Here is a 20,480-nt window from a genome sequence, read left to right as displayed (position 1 = left end):
CACGCTCTGTGCAAGGAGAGCTGTGCGCATGTCCAGACTGTCGCAACCCCCGCAACCACCGTCGTGGCACGGGCCGCACCCGGACCCGCACCCGCGCCCGGGACCGTACGGACAGCCGGAGCGGCCCCACCGGTCGCACGGCGTCCGGCGGGGCCGGTCCGCCGCCGTGGCGCTCGTCCTGTCGATGTGCCGGGCGCTCCGCAGGATCCCGCTGATCCTGGGCGGCGCCACCCTCACCGCCCGTCACCGGCGGCGCAGAGGCCGCGGCCCGGCGCTCGCGCCCGCCGCCGTCCACAGCGCGGTGCTCGTGGTCGTACTGGCCCTCGGGCTCCTCGGAGCGGCGGACGGCGCCGGCGCCCTGTCGAAGCGCGACAGCGGTGGCCGGGTCACCGGCCCGGTCTTCGGCGACGTGGCCGACATCGAGGTGGGCGACTGCTTCGACACCGAGGAAGAACTGAAGACCGAGGACGTGGAAGGCGAGGCGCCTCCTTCGGTGGACACCGTGCCCTGCACCGAGCCGCACCAGTCGGAGGCGTACGCCGTCTTCGACCTGCAGGACGGGCCGTACCCGGGCAAGGAGAAGATCACCGTGATCGCCGACAAGCGGTGCGCCGGCAAGGAGTTCACCGACTACGTGGGCGACGAGGCGAAGCTCCCGGAGACCATGCAGATCTACTACTACTATCCGACCTCCGAGGGTTGGTCCTCGGACGACCGCGAGGTGACCTGCTTCCTCGGTGACACCAGCGGCCCCAGCACCGGCTCGGTCCGCGCCACCGGCTCCTGAACCCGTCCCGCAGGCCGCGCCGGGCATGCAATCCGGCCACATGTGAAAAGCAGGCCATTATGAGGTGACCGGTCCGCGATGACCGATTAGCCTCGCGATCATGGTGGACATCCGTGACGTACCCGAGTCCGACATCGACCGCGCTCTGGAGCTCGCGTACCTGGTCTTCCACGACCGGCCCGAGAAGGAGCTCCGGGAGAAACACCACGCGCTGCTCGTGAGTTGCGACCGGATCGGCGCCTACGACGGCACCACCCTAGTCGGCTTCATGGCCGCGTACGACTTCCGGCTCTCGGTGCCCGGGGCGGACCTGCCCTGCCCCGGGCTCACCTTCGTCTGCGTCGCCCCCACCCACCGCCGGCGCGGCGTGCTCACCGGACTGATGACCGAGCAGCTGCGGCGGACCGCCGACGCGGGCGGCCCGCTCGCCGTCCTGTGGGCCTCCGAGGCCGCCATCTACGGCCGCTTCGGCTACGGCAGTGCCACCACCGGCGCCACCATCGAGATCGACTCCACCCGCCCCCTGGCCCTGCGCATCGACCCGGACCGGCGCCCGCTGCGGCTCGTCGACCCGGAGGAGGCCCTCGCCGTGATCGGGCCCTTCCACGAGGCCGCCCGCGCCGGGCGGGCCGGCCGCCCCACCCGCAGCGCGGAGCGGTGGCGCGAGGAGTGGCTGGCCGAACAGGACGAGGAGGACGAGGAGCTGAGCCCGCCGCGGATCATCGTCCTCGGGGACGCGGGCGAGCCCGTCGCCGGATACGTGCTCTACCGCACGAAGCCGGAGGACGACGGGGGCGGAGCCGGACGATCCCGCGTCCCGGGCCTGGTCCGGGTCGACGAACTGGAGGCCGAGACCCCGGCGGTCGCCGCCGCGCTGTGGGAGTGCGTGGCCTCCCTCGACCTCACCGGCAAGGTCACCGCGTGGGGCCGCCCGGCCGACGACCCGCTGCTGCACTTCGCCGCGGACCGGGACCAGGTGCGGGTCACCGCCCAGTTCCCGGCGCTCTGGCTGCGGCTGGTCGACGTACGCGCTGCGCTGACCGGGCGGTCCTGGGCCGCGCCGGTGGAGGTGGTGCTGGAGGTGCACGACGTACGGCTGCCCGCCAACGCCGGGCGGTTCCGGCTCAAGGCGGGGCCGGGCGGGGCCACGTACGAGCACGCGGACTCCGCCGCCGACCTGGCCCTGGACGTACGCGAGCTGGCCGCCTGCTACCTCGGCGGGACCCGGATCGAGGAGCTCGTCGCGGCCGGACTGGTACGGGAGCACACGCCCGGCGCTGCCGCGGCGCTGGACGCGGCCCTGCGCACGCCCGTACTGCCGCACACGAGCGACGAGTTCTGACCGGCGGCGGAGCCGTGGCGGCGGGGCGGCGGGGCCGGGGAGCGGCGGACCGCCCCCCGCCGCCGGGATCAGGCGGGCAGGGAGATCCGGGCGGCCGCCATGCCGAAGCCGGGGCTCCGCACCGCCGTGGACAGCAGGTCGGGCTGCGCGTGCAGGTCCTCCGGGCGGTAACGGCGGATCTTCCGGTGCCAGTTGAGGATGCCGGCGTGCCAGTCCTTCAGCTCGCCCACGTAGGCGTCCAGGGCTTCCCGGGCCTGCGCGCCGAGCTTCCAGTCGTCGTAGAGCAGCGGCAGCTGGTTCGCCACGATGTGCTCGAACTCCTCGGTCCGCTGCGTCATCAGCGCATGGCAGATGTGCAGGGCCTGCGGGTAGTCGATGTCGAAGAACTTCTGTGTGACCAGGATGTGGTTGTGGACCTCGCCCTCGACCTCCACCTCCTTCTGGTAGGAGTAGATGTCGTTGATCAGGCAGGCGGCGTCCGCGACCGCGTTCTCCAGCGAACGGATGGTCCCGCAGGCGTAGATCTCCTCCGGGATGCCCCGGCCGGTGTGCCCGAGACGGCACAGGTACATCGTGAGGTGACTGCCGAAGGTGCGGCGGCGCATCTCCGCGTAGTCCACCGGGTCCGGGACGCGGTTCCGGATCTGGTTGTCCACCTCCCACAGCCAGCTCTCCAGCATGCTGACCAGGGTGGCCCGGAACTCGGTGCGCTGCCTCACGGACATGGTGGCGGTGGTGCGCACCCACAGGTCGGCGAGGGCGCGCTCCATCGCGGTCACCGGCTCCGGCCGGTCGGCCCTGTCGACCGGGATCATGGAGATCAGGCGGGCGGTGGTCGCCTTGGCCGCCGGAAGGTTCCTGCTCCGGACGAACACCGCCGGGTAGTAGTCGTCCCCGTACGTGCCCCAGGTCAGCCAGCAGGCGTTGAGGGCCAGCTGCTCCGGCGTCGCGTCCGGGTCGATCCCGGCCGAGCAGAGCGCGAAGTCGAAGCCCCGCAGGCCGTCCTCGGTCCAGATCGCCGAGCCGGGGTCGCCGGGCTGCGGGTCCAGCAGACCCATCCGCCGGGACCAGGCCACGGACTCCTCGCGCGCGTGCGCCAGGTGCGGGCTGAGGCCGAGCCGGTGCGGCATGTAGATCTCGGGGATGACGGAGGGACCGGTGCGTGCGAAGGGGACGTGGGTGAAGGAGCGGCGGCGCAGCTCCATCGAGCGCTTCGTGAACACGGACCGCAGGTCGAGCGCGGTGGTGCCGAGCCCGGACGGCAGGAGGGGGAGGGCCGCCGGGGCGGTGGGCCGGGCCCCCTTGTTCATGTAGCGGCTGGAGACCATGTGCCACTCGTGGCCCCCGGACTGCCAGTCCTGCAGGCCCTTGGCGTAGGCGAGGACGGCCGCGATCTCCGCCGGGTCCAGCGCGTGGTCGGCGAAGAGCTGGGGGAGCTCGACGAGCGCGGTCTGCTCGAACTGCTGGAGGCGGGAGGTGAGCAGGTCGTTGGAGGCCTCGGCGGCCTCCTGGGTGGTGCAGCCGAGGAACGTCTCCAGCACGAGGACGGCGTTGGAGAGTTCGCCCTCGTCGGTGACCTCGCGTTCGTAGGAGAAGATGTCGTTCCTGATGTGCACGGCGTCGGAGAAGGCGTCGCGCAGCACGCCGAGTGCGCGTGAGTGCGCGACGCGTGCGGGGACCTCGGCGCAGACGTACTCGATCAGACCGGCCGACCAGGGCGCGCCACCCACCTTGCGGCGCATCTCGATGTATTCGAGCGGGTTCGCCACGCGCCCGATGTTGATGTTGGCGAGCTCCCACATGGACTCGTCGAGGAGGTTCTTCGTGGACAAGGAGAACCGTTCCCGCCAGTCCGCGGACATCACCGGGACGGTCCGCGCCCACAGGTCCGCGAGGCCCGCCTCCACCGGGTTGGTGGGCTCGGGGAAGCCGCCGGCGAGATCCATCGGCATGAAGGCGGCGAGCCGGTCGAGGTATGCCTTGGCACCGTCGCGGTCCTGCGAGCGCTTGTACATCTCCAGGAAGTGGTCGTCGAAGAAGAACACCCACACGTACCAGTCGGTGACCAGCGCCAGCGCGTCGCGGTCGCAGTCGGGGTGGGTGTACGAGCAGAGCAGCGCGTAGTCGTGCGAGTCGAGGTCGCTCTCCTCCCAGACGCCGGAACCCTCCAGCATCCCGAAGGCGCGCGCCCACTGCTTGGTGTGGGTCCGCGCGTCCTCCAGGTGGGGGTTCAGTCGTGCCGGACAGGGCACATAGAAATCCGGCAGTTGAAACGGCTGCGTCACGGCGGGGTCGGCCTTTCGTCCATGGGTGCGGGGGCCGGGCGGCCCGGTCCCCCGCACGAGATCAGCAGTGCCCTACCCCTGGTGCCCGTGGGACAAGGGTGAGTTCACCGCTTCAGGTGACGGACCCGTCGTTCTGCGGCGCCGCGGCCTGCCGGGGGATAGGAGGGGAGGACGGGGGCTTGCGGTCGTGCCGGTCGCCGCCGTCGTGCCGGTCGAACTGCTCGGCCTGCATCCGGAACATCGAGGCGTAGCGGCCGCCCAGCGCCAGCAGCTCCTCGTGCCCGCCCTGTTCGACGAGCCGCCCCTCGTGCAGGACGTGGATGACGTCGGCGAACCGCACCCCGGACATGCGGTGCGTGACGAGGACGACCGCGCGCTGCGGACCGGCGAGACCCCGGATGCTGTCGAAGGCGGCGATCTCCGCCTCCGGGTCCAGCGCCGAGGTGGGCTCGTCCACCACCAGGACGCGGGCGTCGCGGAAGCGGGTGCGGGCAAGGCCGAACTTCTGCCACTGCCCGCCGGAGAGCTCCGAGGCACCCCTGAACACCCGGGCCAGCAGGGTCTCGTAGCCGTGCGGCAGCTTCTCGACGATCCGGTCGGCCCCCGCGTACCGGGCGGCGGCGACCACCGCGGCGGTGCGCTCGCTCTCCCCGGCGCGGCCGCTCCGCCCGGTACGGTCGTTCTCCCCGGTGGCGGGCCGGCCGATGGCGATGTTGGTACGGGCGGTCACCGGCCAGCGCTCGAAGTCCTGGGTGAGGAGCGCGACCCGGTCGAAGACCTGCTCCCGGTCGGCGTCGCGCACGTCCACCCCGTCCCAGGTGACCGAACCCGAGTCGGGCAGGTGCAGGCCGGCCAGCAGCTTGACGAGGGTGCTCTTGCCCGAGCCGTTCTCCCCGACCAGGGCGACGACCTGGCCCGCCTCGATGGTGAGGGAGACCCCGGTGAGGGCGGGCTCGTCCCGGTCCGGGTAGCTGAAGTCCACGTCGTGCAGCCGTACCGCGGCGAGTTGCTCGGGCAGTTCGGCCCCGCCGGACGGGATGGCACGGCGCGCCGCCTCGGCGACGAACCGCTCCAGGTCCCGGACGTACAGGGACTCCTCGTGCAGCGTGTTGGTGGTGGCCACCAGAGCGCCGAGACTCGCCGAACCGGTGCGCACCGCGATCACGGCCGTGCCGGCGACGGCGAGGTCCATCCGGCCGGAGACGATGAGCGCGCCCATCGCCCCGTAGGTGACCAGGGCCGCGACGCCGGAGAGCGCCGCGGCCAGCAGCTCGGTGCCGGCCTTGTCCTTGGCGAGGCGGGTGGCCTCGCCCTCGGCGACCTCGGCCATGTTGCGGTAGTGGCCCAGCAGATAGCGGCCGACGCCGTGCACCCGCACCTCGGGGGCGGAGGTGCGGGAGATCAGCAGCTGGCCGATGAGCCGGGCCGCCCGCACGTGTTCCACCCAGGTGATCATCGACAGGTAGCGGCGCTGCGCCACGCGCATCGCGCCCCAGCCGCGCGGGGCCGCGATCAGCAGCAGCATGGGCAGCAGGAGCGGGTGCAGTACGGTCAGCACCCCGGCGGTGGCGATCAGGGAGATGACCCCGCCGAGGGTGGCCACGCAGGCGCCGACCGTCCGGCGGGCCGAGGGCGGCCCCCACTGGGCACTGTCCAGCAGCCGCCGGAACTCCCCGTCCTCGATGGCCTCCAGCTCCACCGCGACGGCGGCGCTCAGGTACTGCTCGTACGCGGCCCGTTCGACCTTGGGCTCCAGCCGCCCGGCGGCCGCCGTGGACCGGGAGGCGAGTACGGCCCCCAGTACGGCGACCAGCGCGCCGGTGGCGAGGGCGGGCAGGGCGGCGTACAGCCGGTCGGCGGCGCTGCCCGAACTCAGCAGCGTACGGAGCACGTCGCTGATGACGAGCAGCCCGACGGCGGAGGTGACCCCCTGCCCGGCCTCGGCGGCGGCGACGGTGAGCAGGGCCGGCCGGTCGGTGTCCCAGGCGAGGCGCAGGGTCCCGCCGACCATGCGGGGCATGGAGCGCAGGGTGGTCAGGAGCCGGCTCTCCAGCTGGGCGTACTCGTGGTTCGACCAGCCGGCGTCGTAGCGCAGGGGCCCGCCGAAGAGGCGCCGCTCGCTCTCGGAGACGGCGGGCTCGGCGGCTTCGGGTCGCTTGAGGAGCCTCATGCGCGGCCACCTCCGCCCGGTGCCGGGTCGAACACCACATGAACGTGCACGGATCGCAAGATTCCTCCCGAGGCGCTGCGGCTGCGAACTGACGCCGCAAGAACGTGGCTGTTCAGAGCGGCGTCACGGGGCCCGGGGAACGAATGCCCGCACGCAGTTGCGACCACGCGCCGGATCCCATGGGCGGCGCGGCGGTGGCACGGTGACGCGGCGTTCGAATCACCCGGAGGTGGCGATGCCTCCGTTCGAGGGATTGCGCGGCGCCGCGGCCGGTGCCCCATAATCCCGCCATGAACATGCCTGTTTCTGCTGTGGCCCGTGTTGCCTCCGTGCTGTCGGCCATGGCACTGGCGGGGGTGTGCCTCGGCGGGTGCGCCCTGCTCTCGCCGTTCACGTCCTGCGACGGGGCGGAGCAGGACCTGAAGGCGCTGAGCGAGCTCGCCGTGCTGGAGGCCCGCCCGACGGGCGCCGCACCGCTCAAGGGCGCCGAGGAGGTCTACTCCGAGTGCGCGGACGACAGCGGGGACGCCTGGATGGTGGCGGGCCGCTACTACACGGCGCCCGGCACCCCGGCGGAGATCGCCGACTTCTACCGCAGCGCCGCGGCGAACGACGGCTGGACCCTGGAACACAATCCCCACGAAATCCCGCCGTGGGCGGCCGACCTGTGCTTCAACAAGGGGACGCAGAACCGCTCCCGTACGCTCGACCTGTACTTCCCGCCCCTGAACCACCTGGCGGAGGACTTCGGCTACACCCCACCAGCGGGCGGTGCGCCCGAGACGGTCTACCGCCTGGAGGCCGGCTCCCCGACGGACGACACCCCCACCGGCTGCTACGACTGAGGCCGGGCGCGCACGGCGGAGGCCGCCTCCCCGGGACGGGGAGACGGCCTCCGTGTGGTGTGGTGCGGGTGCCCGCTAGGGCGTCGGGACGGGCAGGGGCGCCGTGCCGAGGACCGGGACGGTCCAGCGCTGGGCGGCGCTGGGGTTGCATTCGAACAGCCAGAGCTGGGTGCCGGGGGTGGTGTTGAAGCCACCGAGGTCCAGGCACCGGCCGGAGACGGGGTTGTAGATGCCTCCGTCACCCCGCGGCAGGAACTGCTGGCTGGGCGCGCTGCCGTCACAGGTACGGAGCTCGATGAGGGTACGGTCGGCGACGCCGCCGCCCGCCGCGTTGAGGCACATGCCCTGGTTGCGGATGGTGCCGTCGTTGTGGATCTGGAACTGCTGGGCGGCGGTGCCGTTGCAGGTGGTGATCTGGATCTTGTTGCCGTCCTCGAGGCGGTTGAAGTCGTTGTCCACGCAGTTGCCGGCGGACTGGGTCAGCTGGATCGGCCCGGCCGCCTGCGGGGCGGTGACGGGAGCGGCGTACGGGTAGACGGCGAGGTTGCTGATGCCGCCCTTGAAGTGGGCGGAGTAGGCCCCTTCGTACTTGTAGCGGCCCAGCTGGAAGGCGCCGATCGGCGCCGGGCTGGTGGACGCCTTGTGGTGACCGGTGGACGCCAGGGTGCCGTTGACGTACAGCCGCATCAGGCCCGTCGTGTGGTCGTAGACGGCGGTGAGCTGGGTCCAGGTGTTCAGGGAGACGGCGCCGAGGCTGCCTTCGTCGTTGGTCTCGTCGTACGGCCAGGCGTCCGCGTCGGCGTTGGAGAGCGCGAACTTCCAGACCTTCTTCTGGTGGTTGGCGAACAGGAGCAGCGAGCTGCTGCGATTGAGGTCCTGGCTGAGGACGACCCTGCCGAGCTCGTTGGCCTTCGCCCACGTGCTGATCGTGAAGCTCTTGCGGGTGTCGATCACGGGACCGGTGGTGCTGGCGTAGGCGTCGCCCGCGTCGCGGAAGGCGGCGTAGGTCGAGCTGCGGCCGCCGATGGTCTCCGCGGCGGGGAAGGTCACGTTGGTCGTCGTGGCGGGGAAGTTGCCGACGGCGCTGGGGGTGGTGGTGCCGGTCTGCCCGGTCAGCTTCCACTGGGCCTTGGGCATGTTGAGGTTGCCCAGGGTGATCGGCGTCGTGCTGACTCCGGTCACGGACGGGTACGGCGTGGCGGTGCCGGCGCCGTTGAAGCCGACCAGCTGCTGGTTGGTGTCGACGGCCCACAGGTCGGGGATGCCGTCACCGGTGAGGTCGCCCTCGGAGCCGACCCGGGGGTAGACCTTCGGGTCGATCTTGCCGGAGATCAGGCCCGCGGCCGGGTTGGTGAAGCCGGTGAGGTCGGGGGCCTGAGCGGTGCCCTTGACCGAGAAGGCGTGGAGAGTGCCGTCGGTCTTGGAACGGGCCCACAGGGTCGGGAAGTCGGTTCCCTGTGCGCGGCCGGGCGCGATCAGCTCGTAGCCGGCCCACTTGGTGTCATTGGCGGAGAGGAGGATCGCCTGCGGGGAGAGCGCGTTGGTCGTACCCGCGGTGCTCAGCCACAGCCGTCCGTTCTCGACGAACAGCAGGGACGTACGGGGCAGGCTCTCCGGGGTGGCACCCGAATCACCGGTGGTCGAGCCGAAGGCCGCGATCTGGGTCACCTGGGCCCAGTTGGTGGTCCCGTAGCCGTGGGCCGCGCAGTCGATCGTGGCGCCGGCGGGGGTGCCACAGGTGGACGGCTTCGTGACCGGGTTGGGGGCCTGTCCGTCGAACCGGCCGCTGTTGTCGTTGGTGTAGAGGTAGAGATTGGCCTTGCCGGGCTCATGGGCGAAGAGGTCGTCGACGACCTTGCGTCCCAGGCTGCCCCGGTGGCTGATCTGGATGTTGTTCCAGTTGCTGGAGTTGCCGGGGGCCGCGTCGATGACCGCGTTGGGTGCGGCGTACGGGTCCTGGCCGCCCGCGATCGTGCGGAGGTTCCCGGCGGTGTCGGGGAGCAGGACGTCGGGCTTGCGGTCGTTGTTGATGTCACCGAACGCGGGCTTGCCCCCGTCGGGGTTGGACGGCGCGTAGAAGCTGTAGACGAACGGCTGGGACATGTTGCCCGCGTTGTCCTGCGTCTGGAGGTAGACGTAGTTGGTGCCCCACTGCGGGGGCGTGATCTTCACGGTGGCCTTGCCACCGGTCATCTTGATCACGCCGGGGTCGGTGCACTTCCAGCCGGTGGCGGCCGCCTTGACCGGGTCGGTGGTCCAGCGGGCACAGGCCAGGCCGGAGGTGCGGTTGCCCGTCGCGGGGGCCGGGTCGGTTCCGGTGAGGGTGAAGGTGCCCTCCTCGCCGGCGCGCTTGGGGTGTGCCCCGATGGTGCCGGAGGCGGGGAAGTCCGTGGAGGCGATGGCGGCGGTCGGCGGGGTGCGGTCGACGCGGAAGAAGCACATCTCGGTGGGGTTGCTGGTGAGCGTGCCGTCCGTGACGCGGGCCACCCAGCCGTACTGGTGGCCGTCGGTCAGGGCGCCGATGTCGACGGTGGCGTCACCGTAGCTGCTGTTCCAGCCGGTGTCGGCGTTGTAGGTCTTGCCCGAGTCGTCGTCGTCCCAGTACTGGAAGCCCGCCCAGAGCTGCTGCCCGGTGGCCGAGTAGGTGGCGGTGGTCAGGGTGACGTTGTTGTTGGCGCCGACCCAGCCCGGGTTGTCCCAGGGGTGCGTGGTGCCAGGGGTGCTGCAGTCGGAGTAGGAAGCGGTGTCGGCGAAGCCGGGGGTGGGCCGGGCGCGGGGCCACCAGACGGTGGGCTGGATGTCGTACTCGACGACGATGCGCGGGCTGTTGTCGAACCGCTGGCGGTACAGCTTCTCGGACTCGTTGTCAGGAGCGAGACCCACCGTGATCGTGGGCCACTTGTACTGGGCGGCCTTCTTCACGAGGTTCTTGACGTCGAAGGCGATGCCACCCGACCCGGACATGGTGATGCCGGCGACCTTCTCGCAGCCGCCCATGTGCGAGTTCTTGTCGCAGGGCTGCCTGTTCCAGCTCGTCGGGTTGCCGATGGCGTTCGTGGAGTACAGACCCATCGGGGTCGGCGTGCTCGGGCTCGACGAGGAGACGACGTTCGCCTCGAAGCGGGCGCTGAGGATCTCGGCGCCGTGGAGCCGCGTGTCGACACCGATCTGGAAGTAGGCACGGGTCCGGCCGATGCCTTCGCACGGCGGGTTGCCCACGAAGTAGCCGCAGTAGCCGGCGGCCGGCCGGTCCTGCCCGTACTGCGTCCCGTTGAACTCGTTGGTGTCCGGGTACGCCTCCTGGACCTGGGACCAGGCCTGGTTGGCGTTGTTGAGGGTCGGGTTCCAGCCCGGATCGATGTACCAGGGGCCGGTGCCCTGACCGAGCAGGGTGGTGTCGGGAACGAGCTGGATGCCGCGGCCGTCGGCCGTCGCGGCGATCGGCTTCACCGCGGCACCTTCGCCGGGGCCGTCGGACGTCGACACGATCGGGGGCGCCAGGGGGGTTTCCGCGGCCGGCGCGGACTGCTTGGCGAAGGAGCCCACCGGCTTCGAGCGGCCGGTGCCGGAGTGGGTCGAGTCCCACATGACCGGGGTCGGGGCGGTGAAGCGGGCGTTGCCCCGGGCGTCGACCGCCTTGAGGTTGCCGGCCCCGTCGGCGCTGACCGTCAGACCGTCGGCCTCGACGGGGAACTGGAGCTTCTTGAGGGCGGGACTGGCGGCGGCCTCGGGGGTGCGGACGATCAGCACCTGGCGCCAGCCACCGGCGGGGGTCGCGGTGAGTTCGAGGTCCACGTCCGGCAGGACGGACGGGTAGAGGGCGCTGTCACCGTTGAGGGCGGGCTTGGGCAGCGGGAAGGGTGCCTTGAGAGCGAGCTTCGCACCGTCGGCGGCCGTCATGGTCGCCATCGGACCGGTTCCGCCACCGGAGAAGCTGAGCCCGGAGGGGACGGCCGCCGGAGCAACGGTGCCGTCGGCGTTGGCCCGCAGGGTCGCGTCGACCTTCTGCCAGGCGCCGGAGGAGTTCTTCACCCGCTCCGGTTCGAGCGCGGTCTCCGTGGTCAGCGTCCCGTGGGGGGTGGCGAAGGTCTGAGAACTGGCGGTCGTCAGGGAGTCGATGACGACCCGCTTGCCGCTGCTCCTGGCCTTGGCCTTGGCGGTGTCGATCGCCGTGTTCTGCGCGGAGGAGGGACGGGTCGGCGGGGCGGGCCATGCCGTATCGGCAGGGCCGTGGCCACGTGCTTCGTCGGCGTACGCAGGAGGACCGGTCAGCAGACCGGCCCCGAGAGCGAATACGGCGGCGCCGGCCAGCGGGAGGGTGAGCGCGCCCAGGGACCGGCGTCTGCCGGACCCCCCCGGTCCGAAGTGACGTGAATGGAATGCAGGCCTCAAGGCGGAGGTCCTCGCTGTGAGCGTTGATGAACAGAAGTCAGGGGGCACAGTTCCTTCTGGTCTGCAAACTTGTCAACGGTTTGTGAGAAATTCATGAAGGTCAAATGCCCGATTGGCGGCATGAAATGCCATCTTGTCCATCCGTGACATTGGCCATGGGGAGAGTTTCTTAAAATCTCCTTAGACTCCCAACGCCCGCGTCATGTCGCGGGTTTGATCCGGACCCTGTCGGGCCGGCTCTCTCCTGTACTGGTTTCCTGGGGGATCCTGTTGTCTCATCGGAGTCGCTTTGCCATGCGCGGAACGCGTGGCAGAGCGCGGGTCGCGGTGGTTTCCGCACTCGCAATTCTCTTCTCGGGCGCGGGACTTCCCGTCGTCCAGGCGGCTGACAAGCCGCCAAAGGTGTGGGTGCCACCGAAGACGGCACTACCCGGCGCGAAGCCGGTCAAGGGAGCTGACGCCAAGTCGGCCAAGCCCAAGGCGCCGGCCGGCAAGGCATGGAAGCCCGCCCCGAAGGCGAAGACCCCGGCCGGCACCAGCCGGATCGAGGTCGGCTCGAACCCCGCGTCGAAGCCCGCCGCCGGGGCCGGAGCGGTCAAGGCGGGCGAGCTGCCCGTCTGGGTCGCACCCGGGAAGGACGCAAAGGCGAAGGCCTCGCCCTCCGGGGCGGCGGCTGCCTCCACCGTCGGCGCGGGCAGCCTCAGCGTCGAGGTGAAGGACGGCGCCAAGTCGCGCGCGGCCGGTGTGAACGGTGCGCTGATCACCCTCACCGCCCCCGAGGGCGTTGCCGCGACCGGCAAGGTCGAGGTCGGCCTGGACGTGTCCGCCTGGGCCAACAACGCCGGCGCCAACTGGGGCGACCGCGCCCGGCTGGTGCAGCTGCCCACGTGTGCCCTGACGACCCCGGGCGCCACGGGCTGTACGACGCGCACCCCGGTCGCCTCGCACCGGGACGCCTCCGGGCGCCTGGTCGCGGAGGTCCAGGTCGCGAAGAGCACCGCGGCTCCCTCCGTCCTGCTGAAGTCGCAGCAGGGCGCGCAGGCCGGGGCCGCAGCGGCCCCGCAGGTCATGGCCGCCCAGGGCGTGGCCCTCGGCGTGGAGCCGGGCCCGTCCAGCAACCTCGGTGACTTCTCCGCGACGCCGCTGCTGCCTTCCGCCTCCTGGCAGGCCGGCGCGAACGCGGCGAACTTCACCTACGGCTACACGGCCGAGATCCCGTCGACGATCGCGGGTGCGGCGCCGAGCGTCGTGCTCGGCTACGACTCCTCCTCGATCGACGGCCGTACCGCGTCGACCAACGCCCAGTCCGGCCTGATCGGTGAGGGCTGGGACTGGCACCCCGGCTCGATCTCCCGCTCGTACAAGGGCTGCAAGGACGCGGGCATCGCGGAGTCGGGTGACGAGTGCTGGGCCGGCGACATCCTCTCGCTGTCGATGGCCGGCCACGCCGGGCAGATCGTCCGCGACGACAACACCTGCGTCTACCGCCTGCAGGGTGAAGACGGCACGAAGATCGAGCGTCTGACCGGTCAGCGCAACTCCGCCTGGAAGGGCGAGGGCTTCCGCGTCACCACGACCGACGGCACGCAGTACTACTTCGGCGCCAACCGCCTCCCGGGCGGTGACGGCACCGACCCGGAGGCCAAGTCGGTCTCCACGGTGCCGGTGTACTTCAACAGCGGCCAGGACAAGTGCCTCGGCGCGGACACTCCGGCCAACGGCACCCACCAGCAGCTGGGCTGGCAGTGGAACCTCGACTACGTCGTGGACCCGCACCAGAACCTGACCTCCTACCGCTACGAGCAGGAGGACAACTACTACGGGCGTGGCGGCGGCCAGAACAACGGCAACGGCACCCCGACCCTCTACCAGCGCGCCTCGTACCCGACCTGGATCGGCTACGGCCAGCGCCTGCCCGACCAGATCACGGCCAAGGGCAAGGCGAACACCGCCGCCCAGGTCTGGCTCCGCTCCGCGGACCGCTGTTTCGAAGCGGGCGACGCCTGTGACCCCACGAAGCGCAAGACCAATGCCACGGCCTGGGGCGACACCCCGGTCGACCAGGAGTGTGCGTCCTCGGGTCAGTGTCTGAACCTGTCGCCGACGTACTTCACCACCAAGCGGCTGACGAAGATCGACACCGAGGTCCTGGGCACCGGTGGCTACCGCAACGTCGACTCCTACGCGCTGAAGCAGCGCTTCGAGGCCCCGGGCGACGGAACCTCCCCGACCCTGTGGCTCGAGTCCATCCAGCGGACCGCGACCAACTCGCGCACCCCGCTGACCGTGCCGCCGGTGCTCTTCGAGCCGCTGCAGATACCCAACCGCGTCGACGGCGTGGTCAAGCGCCCCGACGGCACCGAGGCCAGCACCTCCCGCTACAACCGGCCGCGCATCCAGACGATCACCACCGAGACCGGTGGCCGCATCAACGTGGTCTACAAGGCTCCGGAGTGCTCGCGCGTCAAGGGCACCATGCCCGCGGCCGACGACACCAACACCATGGCCTGCATGCCGGTCAAGTGGTACCTGCCCGGCCAGTCCTACCCGGACCCGGTCAACGACTGGTTCCACAAGGTCGTCGTCCAGTCCGTCACCCAGCAGGACATGGTCGCGGGCCAGGTCACCACGGTGACCGACTACGAGTACGGCGGCGGTATCGCCTGGCACCGCAACGACTCCGAGTTCACCGACCCCAAGACGCGTACGTGGGACCAGTTCCGCGGCTACGCCACGGTCACGACCCGTACCGGCAACGGCAACGCGGCGGAGGCCCCGCGCACCAAGTCGGTGGCCACCTTCCTGCGCGGCATGGACGGCGACGTCCTCGCCAACGGCTCCAAGCGCAGCGTGAACGTCCTCGACGCGCACGGCGGCACCATCAAGGACGAGGAAGTCCTCTCGGGCTTCATCCGCCAGACGGAGACCTACGACCGCGACGGCGGCACCGTCGTCGGCGACGAGGTCACCACCCCGTGGCTCGGCGCCATCACGGCGACCCGTGCGCAGTCCGGCGGCATGCCCGCCATCACCGCCCGTGCGATGAACACCGCCAAGGTGACCAGCCGCGAGAAGCTCGCGAGCGGCGCCTGGCGCACGAGCGAGCGGACGTCCACCTACGACGACACCCTCTTCTCGCGGCCGCTCCAGGTCGACGACAAGGGCGATGTCTCCCGCACCGACCAGCGCATGTGCACCACCTTCGAGTACGCCACCGGCCCCGGCGGCGCACTCACCCAGCTCGCCTCCCGCACCTTGATCCTGACGGGTGCTTGTGGCCAGACCCCGACCACGGCCAACACGGTCGGAGACACCCGCACGTACTACGACGGCATGGCCGTGGGCCAGGCAGGTGCGACCGCCGACCAGACCGGCACCGAGGTGCTGGAGAAGTACGACGGGGCGGGCAAGCCGGTCTACCGCCTGAACGCCACGTCCACGTACGACGTGTACGGACGCGTCACCACGAGCACGAACAAGGTGCGCAAGGACGCCGCCCACCCGGACGGCGCGGTGACCAAGACCGAGTACAAGGCGCTGGCCAACGCGCTGCCGTACGAGGTCACCCACACCAACCCGCTGGGCTGGAAGACCACCACGACCCTCGACACGGGTCGTGCGCTGCCGATGAAGACGACCGACGAGAACGGTCACGTGGCCGAGCGCGGCTACGACGCCCTCGGCCGTGTCACCACCATCTGGCAGCCGGGCCAGGACCGGACCGTCGACCCGGCGGTCCGCAAGTTCTCGTACTCCATGAACGGGACGAACGCGCCGACCACCGTTCTGAGCCAGACGCTCATGAACGACGGCAAGTACATCAACAGCTACACGATCTACGACGGCCTCGGCCGCGTCCGTCAGACCCAGGCGCACACGCCGTCCGGTGTCACCGGCCGCATGATCACCGACGCGCACTTCGACTCGCACGGTCGGCAGGTCAAGACCAGCGCGCCGTACTACAACAACGAGAAGGCTCCCGGCGGGGCGCTGTTCCTGCCCAACGGCGGGGTCAACCCGGACAGCAAGATCCCGGCCCAGACCGTCTCCGTGTTCGACGGCCTCGGCCGTGCCACTGCTTCAGTGTTCCAGTCCTACGGGATTGAGCAGTGGCGTTCGAAGACGGAGTACCCGGGCGCTGACGAGGTCCGTACCATTCCGCCGACGGGTGGCTACGCCACAGCGACCATCACCAATGGCCTCACCTCGGTGGTGCGCCAGTACAAGGGCAACACGCCCACGGGCGCATACGACGAGACCACGTACGTCAGCAACACGCAGGGCAAGGAGCTGTCCCGGAAGGACTCGGCCAACAACGAGTGGACCTTCGCCTACGACCTCATGGGCCGTACGGTGAAGACCACCGACCCGGACTCGGGTATCGGTGAGAGCTTCTACGACGACAGCAAGAACCTCGTCACGGTCAAGGATGCCCGCGGCAAGCAGGCCACGACCGTCAGCGACATCCTCGGCCGCACCGTGGCGACCTACGAGGGCGCGGCAGTCGACCCGGCGAAGCAGGTCGGTGCCTTCACTTACGACACCAAGGCGCTCGGTAAGCCGTCGACCAGCACGCGGTTCGTCGGCGGAGCGTCCGGCAGTGCGTACGTCTCCGAGGTGACGGGCTACGACAGCGGCTACCGCCCCCTGGGCACCAAGATCACCATCCCCGCCGTCGAGAAGGAGCTGCAGGGCACCTACGAGGCCAAGAGCACCTACGACAAGTACGGCCAGCTCACGACCACGAGCCTGCCGGCCATCGCGAAGGCCGGGCTGGCTGCCGAGACTCTGACCTACGGGATCAACTCCGTCGGCAGCTTCACCTCGCTCGACAGCACGATCGGTTCGGTGATCACGCCGTTCGTCGTGGACATGCGCTACGACCCGTTCGGTCGTGCGATCCGCACCACGGTCGGGGACACCGGCCGGCAGATCGTTTCGACGGTTGACTATGACGAGGCAACCGGCCGTCCCGTCCGGTCCACGCTGGACAAGCAGACCGCGGCCACGGCAAGTGTCGATGTCCTCGACTACACCTACAACCAGGTCGGTCAGCTGACGTCGATCAGCAACACGCAGGACGGCGCTGCCCGGGACCTGCAGTGCTTCACCACCGACTACCTCGGCCGCCTCACTCAGGCGTGGACCGACACCGGTACCACCATGACGGCGCCGCAGCCGAGTGTGCGCGGCATCGGCGGCTGCACCAATGCCACTGGGCCGAAGGTCGACGGCACGGGCAAGCCGAGTGTGGGCGGTCCGGCCCCGTACTGGCAGCAGTACGAGTACGACAAGATCGGTAACCGCACCAAGCTGGTGAAGAAGGACGTCACCGGCAACGCGGCCAAGGACACGACGGTCACCCAGACCTTCGGATCCGGCCCCAACACCCCGTCATCCGACCCGAAGACGGGCGGCGGCACGGGCGGCCCGCACGCGCTGATGACCTCCACGGAGACCAGCACCACGGGCACCAAGGTCACCTCGTACACCTACGATGCGAGCGGCAACACCGCCTCCATCACCAGCACCCCGGGCACCAAGACCCTGACCTGGAACGTCCAGGGCAAGCTCGACAAGATCACCGGCACCGCCGAGAGCGGCGGCACCAGTTACCTGTACGACACCGGCGGCAACCAGCTCATCCGCCGCGACCCCGGCAAGACCACGCTCAACCTCGGCACCGACCAGATCACCCTGGACACCGCCACCAGCAAGGTCTCCAACGTCCGGGCCTACGCTGCTCCCGGCGGCCTGTCCGTCACCCGCACCACCACGGCCGGCGTCTCGACGCTTGCCTACCAGTCCTCGGACCACCACGGCACCAACGGCGTGCAGTTCAACGCCACTGACCTGGCTCAGGTCCGCCGTCCGTCCGACCCCTTCGGCAACGAGCGCGGCACCCAGCCGACGCCTGGAGCCTGGGCCGGAGACAAGGGCTTCGTCGGTGGCACCAAGGAGCAGTCCACCGGATTCACCCTCCTCGGCGCCCGCGAGTACGACCCGACCACGGGCCGCTTCATCAGCCCGGACCCACTCATCGACCCAGGCAACCCGCAGCAGTGGAACGCCTACGCGTACGCCAACAACAGCCCCGTCAATTCCTCCGACCCAGACGGCTTGATGATCAGGTGTACGCCCCCTCAGTGCCCCGCGGGTACGGAGGAGGCAGAGGCGCGGAATCCCGGCAGACTGTGGGAAGGCACGAGCCCTGAGACCGAGGAGCTGAACACCGCCAACCACGAGCTCAACAAGGCCAAGAAGAAGCGCGACGAGCTGAAGCACGCCGTGGTCGACCTGGTCATGGACCTGATCGGCTACAACGACGCCCGTGACTGCTTCACCAAGGGCGACGTCATGGCGTGCATCAACACGGCGCTGAACGCAGTTCCCTGGGGCAAGATCGCCAAGGCCATCAAGATCGGCATCAAGGCCTTCAAGATCTACAAGGAGATGAACAAGGCCTACGACGCGATCAGTGCCGCCGAACGTAGGGCATCGAAGGCCATGGATGCCTTCACCAAGGCCAAGAAGGCCGAGGACGAAGCATCCGCTGCGGCGGCTCAGGCGCGAAAGGCCGCGGATGAGAAAGCCGCGACCGAGAAGGCCACCGACAGTGCCGGCACAGAATCCAAGGCCGGTAGGGGTAAGGATGACGCCGAGTCGGGCGGCGGAGGGTCGGATGCCCGATCAAGCGAGTCTGCCTCCGGCGCCTCGTGCCCTGTAAAGAAGAAGAACAGCTTCCCCACGGGTGCGCGCGTCCAAATGGCCGATGGCACGAGCAAGGCCATCGAGGAAGTCAAGGTAGGCGACAAGGTCCTCGCTACGGACCCGCAGACCGGTGAGACCGAAGCCAAGACGGTTACGGCCACCATTACCACCCCCGATGACAAGGAATTCACCGACCTCACCCTCACCGACGACGCAAGCCCCCGCGGCCCGCCGGTCGTCCTCACCTCCACCACCCATCACCCCCACTGGAGCGAAACCCGCCGCCAGTGGCTCGATGCCGGCGAATTCGCCGAGGGTGAACAGCTCCGCAAGCCTGACGGCAGCACCGTCACGGTTCAGGCGACCCGGAGCTACCCGCTCGCCGTCACCACGTACAACCTCACGGTCGACGACTTCCACACGTATTATGTGCTGGCAGGCGCTGTGCCGGTCCTCGTCCACAACTGCGGTGATGTTGACTACGGCCAGGTACTTCCTGATGGTCGTCGTACCGGAGTGATCGCCATCGTTACCCCGGCGGATCTCGGTAAGGGTGACAAGGCCGGTCGCAGGATCATTCCTCCGGGGTTCATCAAGAATGCCTACGGTCACACGCGAGGCCATCTCCTTCCGGATTCATTGGGGGGTAGTGGTAAGGTTGCGGCGAACATCGTGAGGACTAATTCGAAGGTAGATAATGGGCCGCTGAATGCGTTCGGCAAGTCTATTGCCGATCATGTCGCCAAGGGCAATACAATATTGTTCCAAGCGACGCCGAGGTATCTACCGGGATCGAATGTTCCGTTCCGGATTGACATCAGTGCCTTTGACGACAATGGCTGGTCCACTGCGGCTCAGTTCTTGGTTGGGAAGGGTGCGTAGGTATGTTCCCGTTTGAGCTCGTACGGCTGACCGATTTCGAGAATGAAGTCAGGGTCGTTGTGCAGTCCTCGATGGACGGTGATTTCTGGGAGGCGAAGATCGAGATTGCCAGCCTGTTCGTCAAGGGCAGCACTCTCCTTGTTCTTTCCCGATCCAAACTCGAAGACTGGGCTCGGGTACTGGAACTTCTTTCTCTCGGGCAGGATGTCACGTGGATGCAATCGGACCGGGGCCCCACGGTGGCCATCCAGCTCCAGGGTGAACGGGATTGCCCGGAAGTTGTCGTGGAGGATGACTCCATTTCAATGCTTACCGTCCGCGTCCCAGTCGCTCTGGAAGACGGTTGGATTGCCGACCATCAAGCGCGCCTACGCCGTTTTGTTGAAAACCTGTGATTAGAGATCGGCGGAGAGGTGCTCGTGAAGCACCTCTCGCGAGTTGGGAGATGGGGAGCATTGGGAATCTGATGGTCTAAGGATTCTCGGAGCTGTAACTCGTCAAAGACTTCCTTGTGAAACGAAAGCCTCTGAGGTCCGTCGAACGGTGGGCCTCAGAGGCTTTTGGGCGTGTAGGGGAATCGTGTCCGAGGTGTATATCAAGGCCTCGACTGCCAGGGTTTGCGGGGAAGTCTGCGTGCGGGCTTGGGTGCGGCTCTGGCTGCGGTGTCGGGCGGCCGGGCCGGGCTCCGTAGTCAAGATCGGTGATCGCCCAGAGGTGCGTGGGAAGTGCGTGTCGGGGCATGGGGGAAATGTCTGGTTCGGTTAGGTTTGCCCCGACTGTTTGGTTCTGGGATTCCGAGAGGGACACTCATGGCGATCGATCTGGACAAGGTGCTCGACAAGGCGTGGGCCGACAAGCCTCTCGCCGAGGTGCTTGCGGCTCCCGTCGCCGCGCTGAAGGGCGTCAGCGACGAGGACGGCAAGCTGCTGCACGAGGCGTTCGGGGTCAAGACCGTCGCCGACTTCGGGCAGCTGAAGTACGTGCGGTGGGCCCAGGCGCTCGTAGCGCTGAACCAGACGGTCAAGGCTTAGTCCGCAAAAAGGGGACGTCCCCCTCACCCGCCGAG

9 protein-coding genes are annotated in these 20,480 nt (G+C 69.3%); 6 read left to right on the top strand and 3 right to left on the bottom strand.

Annotation, left to right across the window (positions count from 1 at the left end):
• The first annotated feature begins 28 nt into the window (after nt 1-28).
• Both ACWGE1_RS12015 and ACWGE1_RS12010 read left to right on the top strand, forming a co-directional pair.
• Nucleotides 29-787, top strand: coding sequence for a septum formation family protein (locus tag ACWGE1_RS12015; RefSeq protein WP_453420390.1), 759 nt, complete (start codon nt 29-31; stop codon nt 785-787).
• A 100-nt stretch (nt 788-887) separates the two neighbouring features.
• On the top strand, nt 888-2,129 hold the full coding sequence (locus tag ACWGE1_RS12010) for a GNAT family N-acetyltransferase (RefSeq protein ID WP_453420389.1): 1,242 nt from the start codon (nt 888-890) through the stop codon (nt 2,127-2,129).
• A gap of 68 nt (nt 2,130-2,197) precedes the next feature.
• On the opposite strand, the gene ACWGE1_RS12005 is transcribed toward ACWGE1_RS12010, so the two are convergent.
• Both ACWGE1_RS12005 and ACWGE1_RS12000 read right to left on the bottom strand, forming a co-directional pair.
• Nucleotides 2,198-4,414, bottom strand: a complete 2,217-nt coding sequence (locus tag ACWGE1_RS12005) for a terpene synthase family protein (RefSeq protein ID WP_453420388.1) — start codon at nt 4,412-4,414, stop codon at nt 2,198-2,200.
• A 112-nt stretch (nt 4,415-4,526) separates the two neighbouring features.
• Nucleotides 4,527-6,584 (bottom strand): ABC transporter ATP-binding protein, encoded by a 2,058-nt coding sequence (locus tag ACWGE1_RS12000; protein WP_453420387.1) that lies wholly within the window; start codon nt 6,582-6,584, stop codon nt 4,527-4,529.
• A 290-nt stretch (nt 6,585-6,874) separates the two neighbouring features.
• Here ACWGE1_RS12000 and ACWGE1_RS11995 point away from each other — a divergent pair, with 290 nt between their 5' ends.
• Complete coding sequence (locus tag ACWGE1_RS11995) at nt 6,875-7,429, top strand: hypothetical protein (RefSeq protein ID WP_453420386.1); 555 nt, start codon at nt 6,875-6,877, stop codon at nt 7,427-7,429.
• 75 nt (nt 7,430-7,504) lie between these two features.
• On the opposite strand, the gene ACWGE1_RS11990 is transcribed toward ACWGE1_RS11995, so the two are convergent.
• Entirely contained in the window at nt 7,505-11,821 is a 4,317-nt protein-coding gene (locus ACWGE1_RS11990; protein WP_453420385.1) for a ricin-type beta-trefoil lectin domain protein, read from the bottom strand.
• A 408-nt stretch (nt 11,822-12,229) separates the two neighbouring features.
• Between ACWGE1_RS11990 and ACWGE1_RS11985 the strand changes: the two genes are divergently transcribed.
• The 3 genes from ACWGE1_RS11985 to ACWGE1_RS11975 all read left to right on the top strand — a co-directional run bounded on the left by ACWGE1_RS11985 (nt 12,230) and on the right by ACWGE1_RS11975 (nt 20,445).
• On the top strand, nt 12,230-19,414 hold the full coding sequence (locus tag ACWGE1_RS11985) for a polymorphic toxin-type HINT domain-containing protein (protein WP_453420384.1): 7,185 nt from the start codon (nt 12,230-12,232) through the stop codon (nt 19,412-19,414).
• Between the two features lie 2 nt (nt 19,415-19,416).
• The gene (locus tag ACWGE1_RS11980; protein WP_453420383.1) at nt 19,417-19,809 is read left to right on the top strand and encodes a DUF5959 family protein; all 393 of its coding nucleotides are present in this window, start codon (nt 19,417-19,419) and stop codon (nt 19,807-19,809) included.
• Nucleotides 19,810-20,223: 414 nt separating this feature from the next.
• Nucleotides 20,224-20,445: a hypothetical protein gene (locus tag ACWGE1_RS11975; RefSeq protein ID WP_030390548.1), complete on the top strand. Its 222-nt coding sequence runs from the start codon at nt 20,224-20,226 to the stop codon at nt 20,443-20,445.
• Nucleotides 20,446-20,480: the final 35 nt, after the last annotated feature.

The organism is Streptomyces sp. NPDC054932 (genome assembly GCF_053610205.1).
This window is presented reverse-complemented; position numbering and strand designations above follow the sequence as displayed.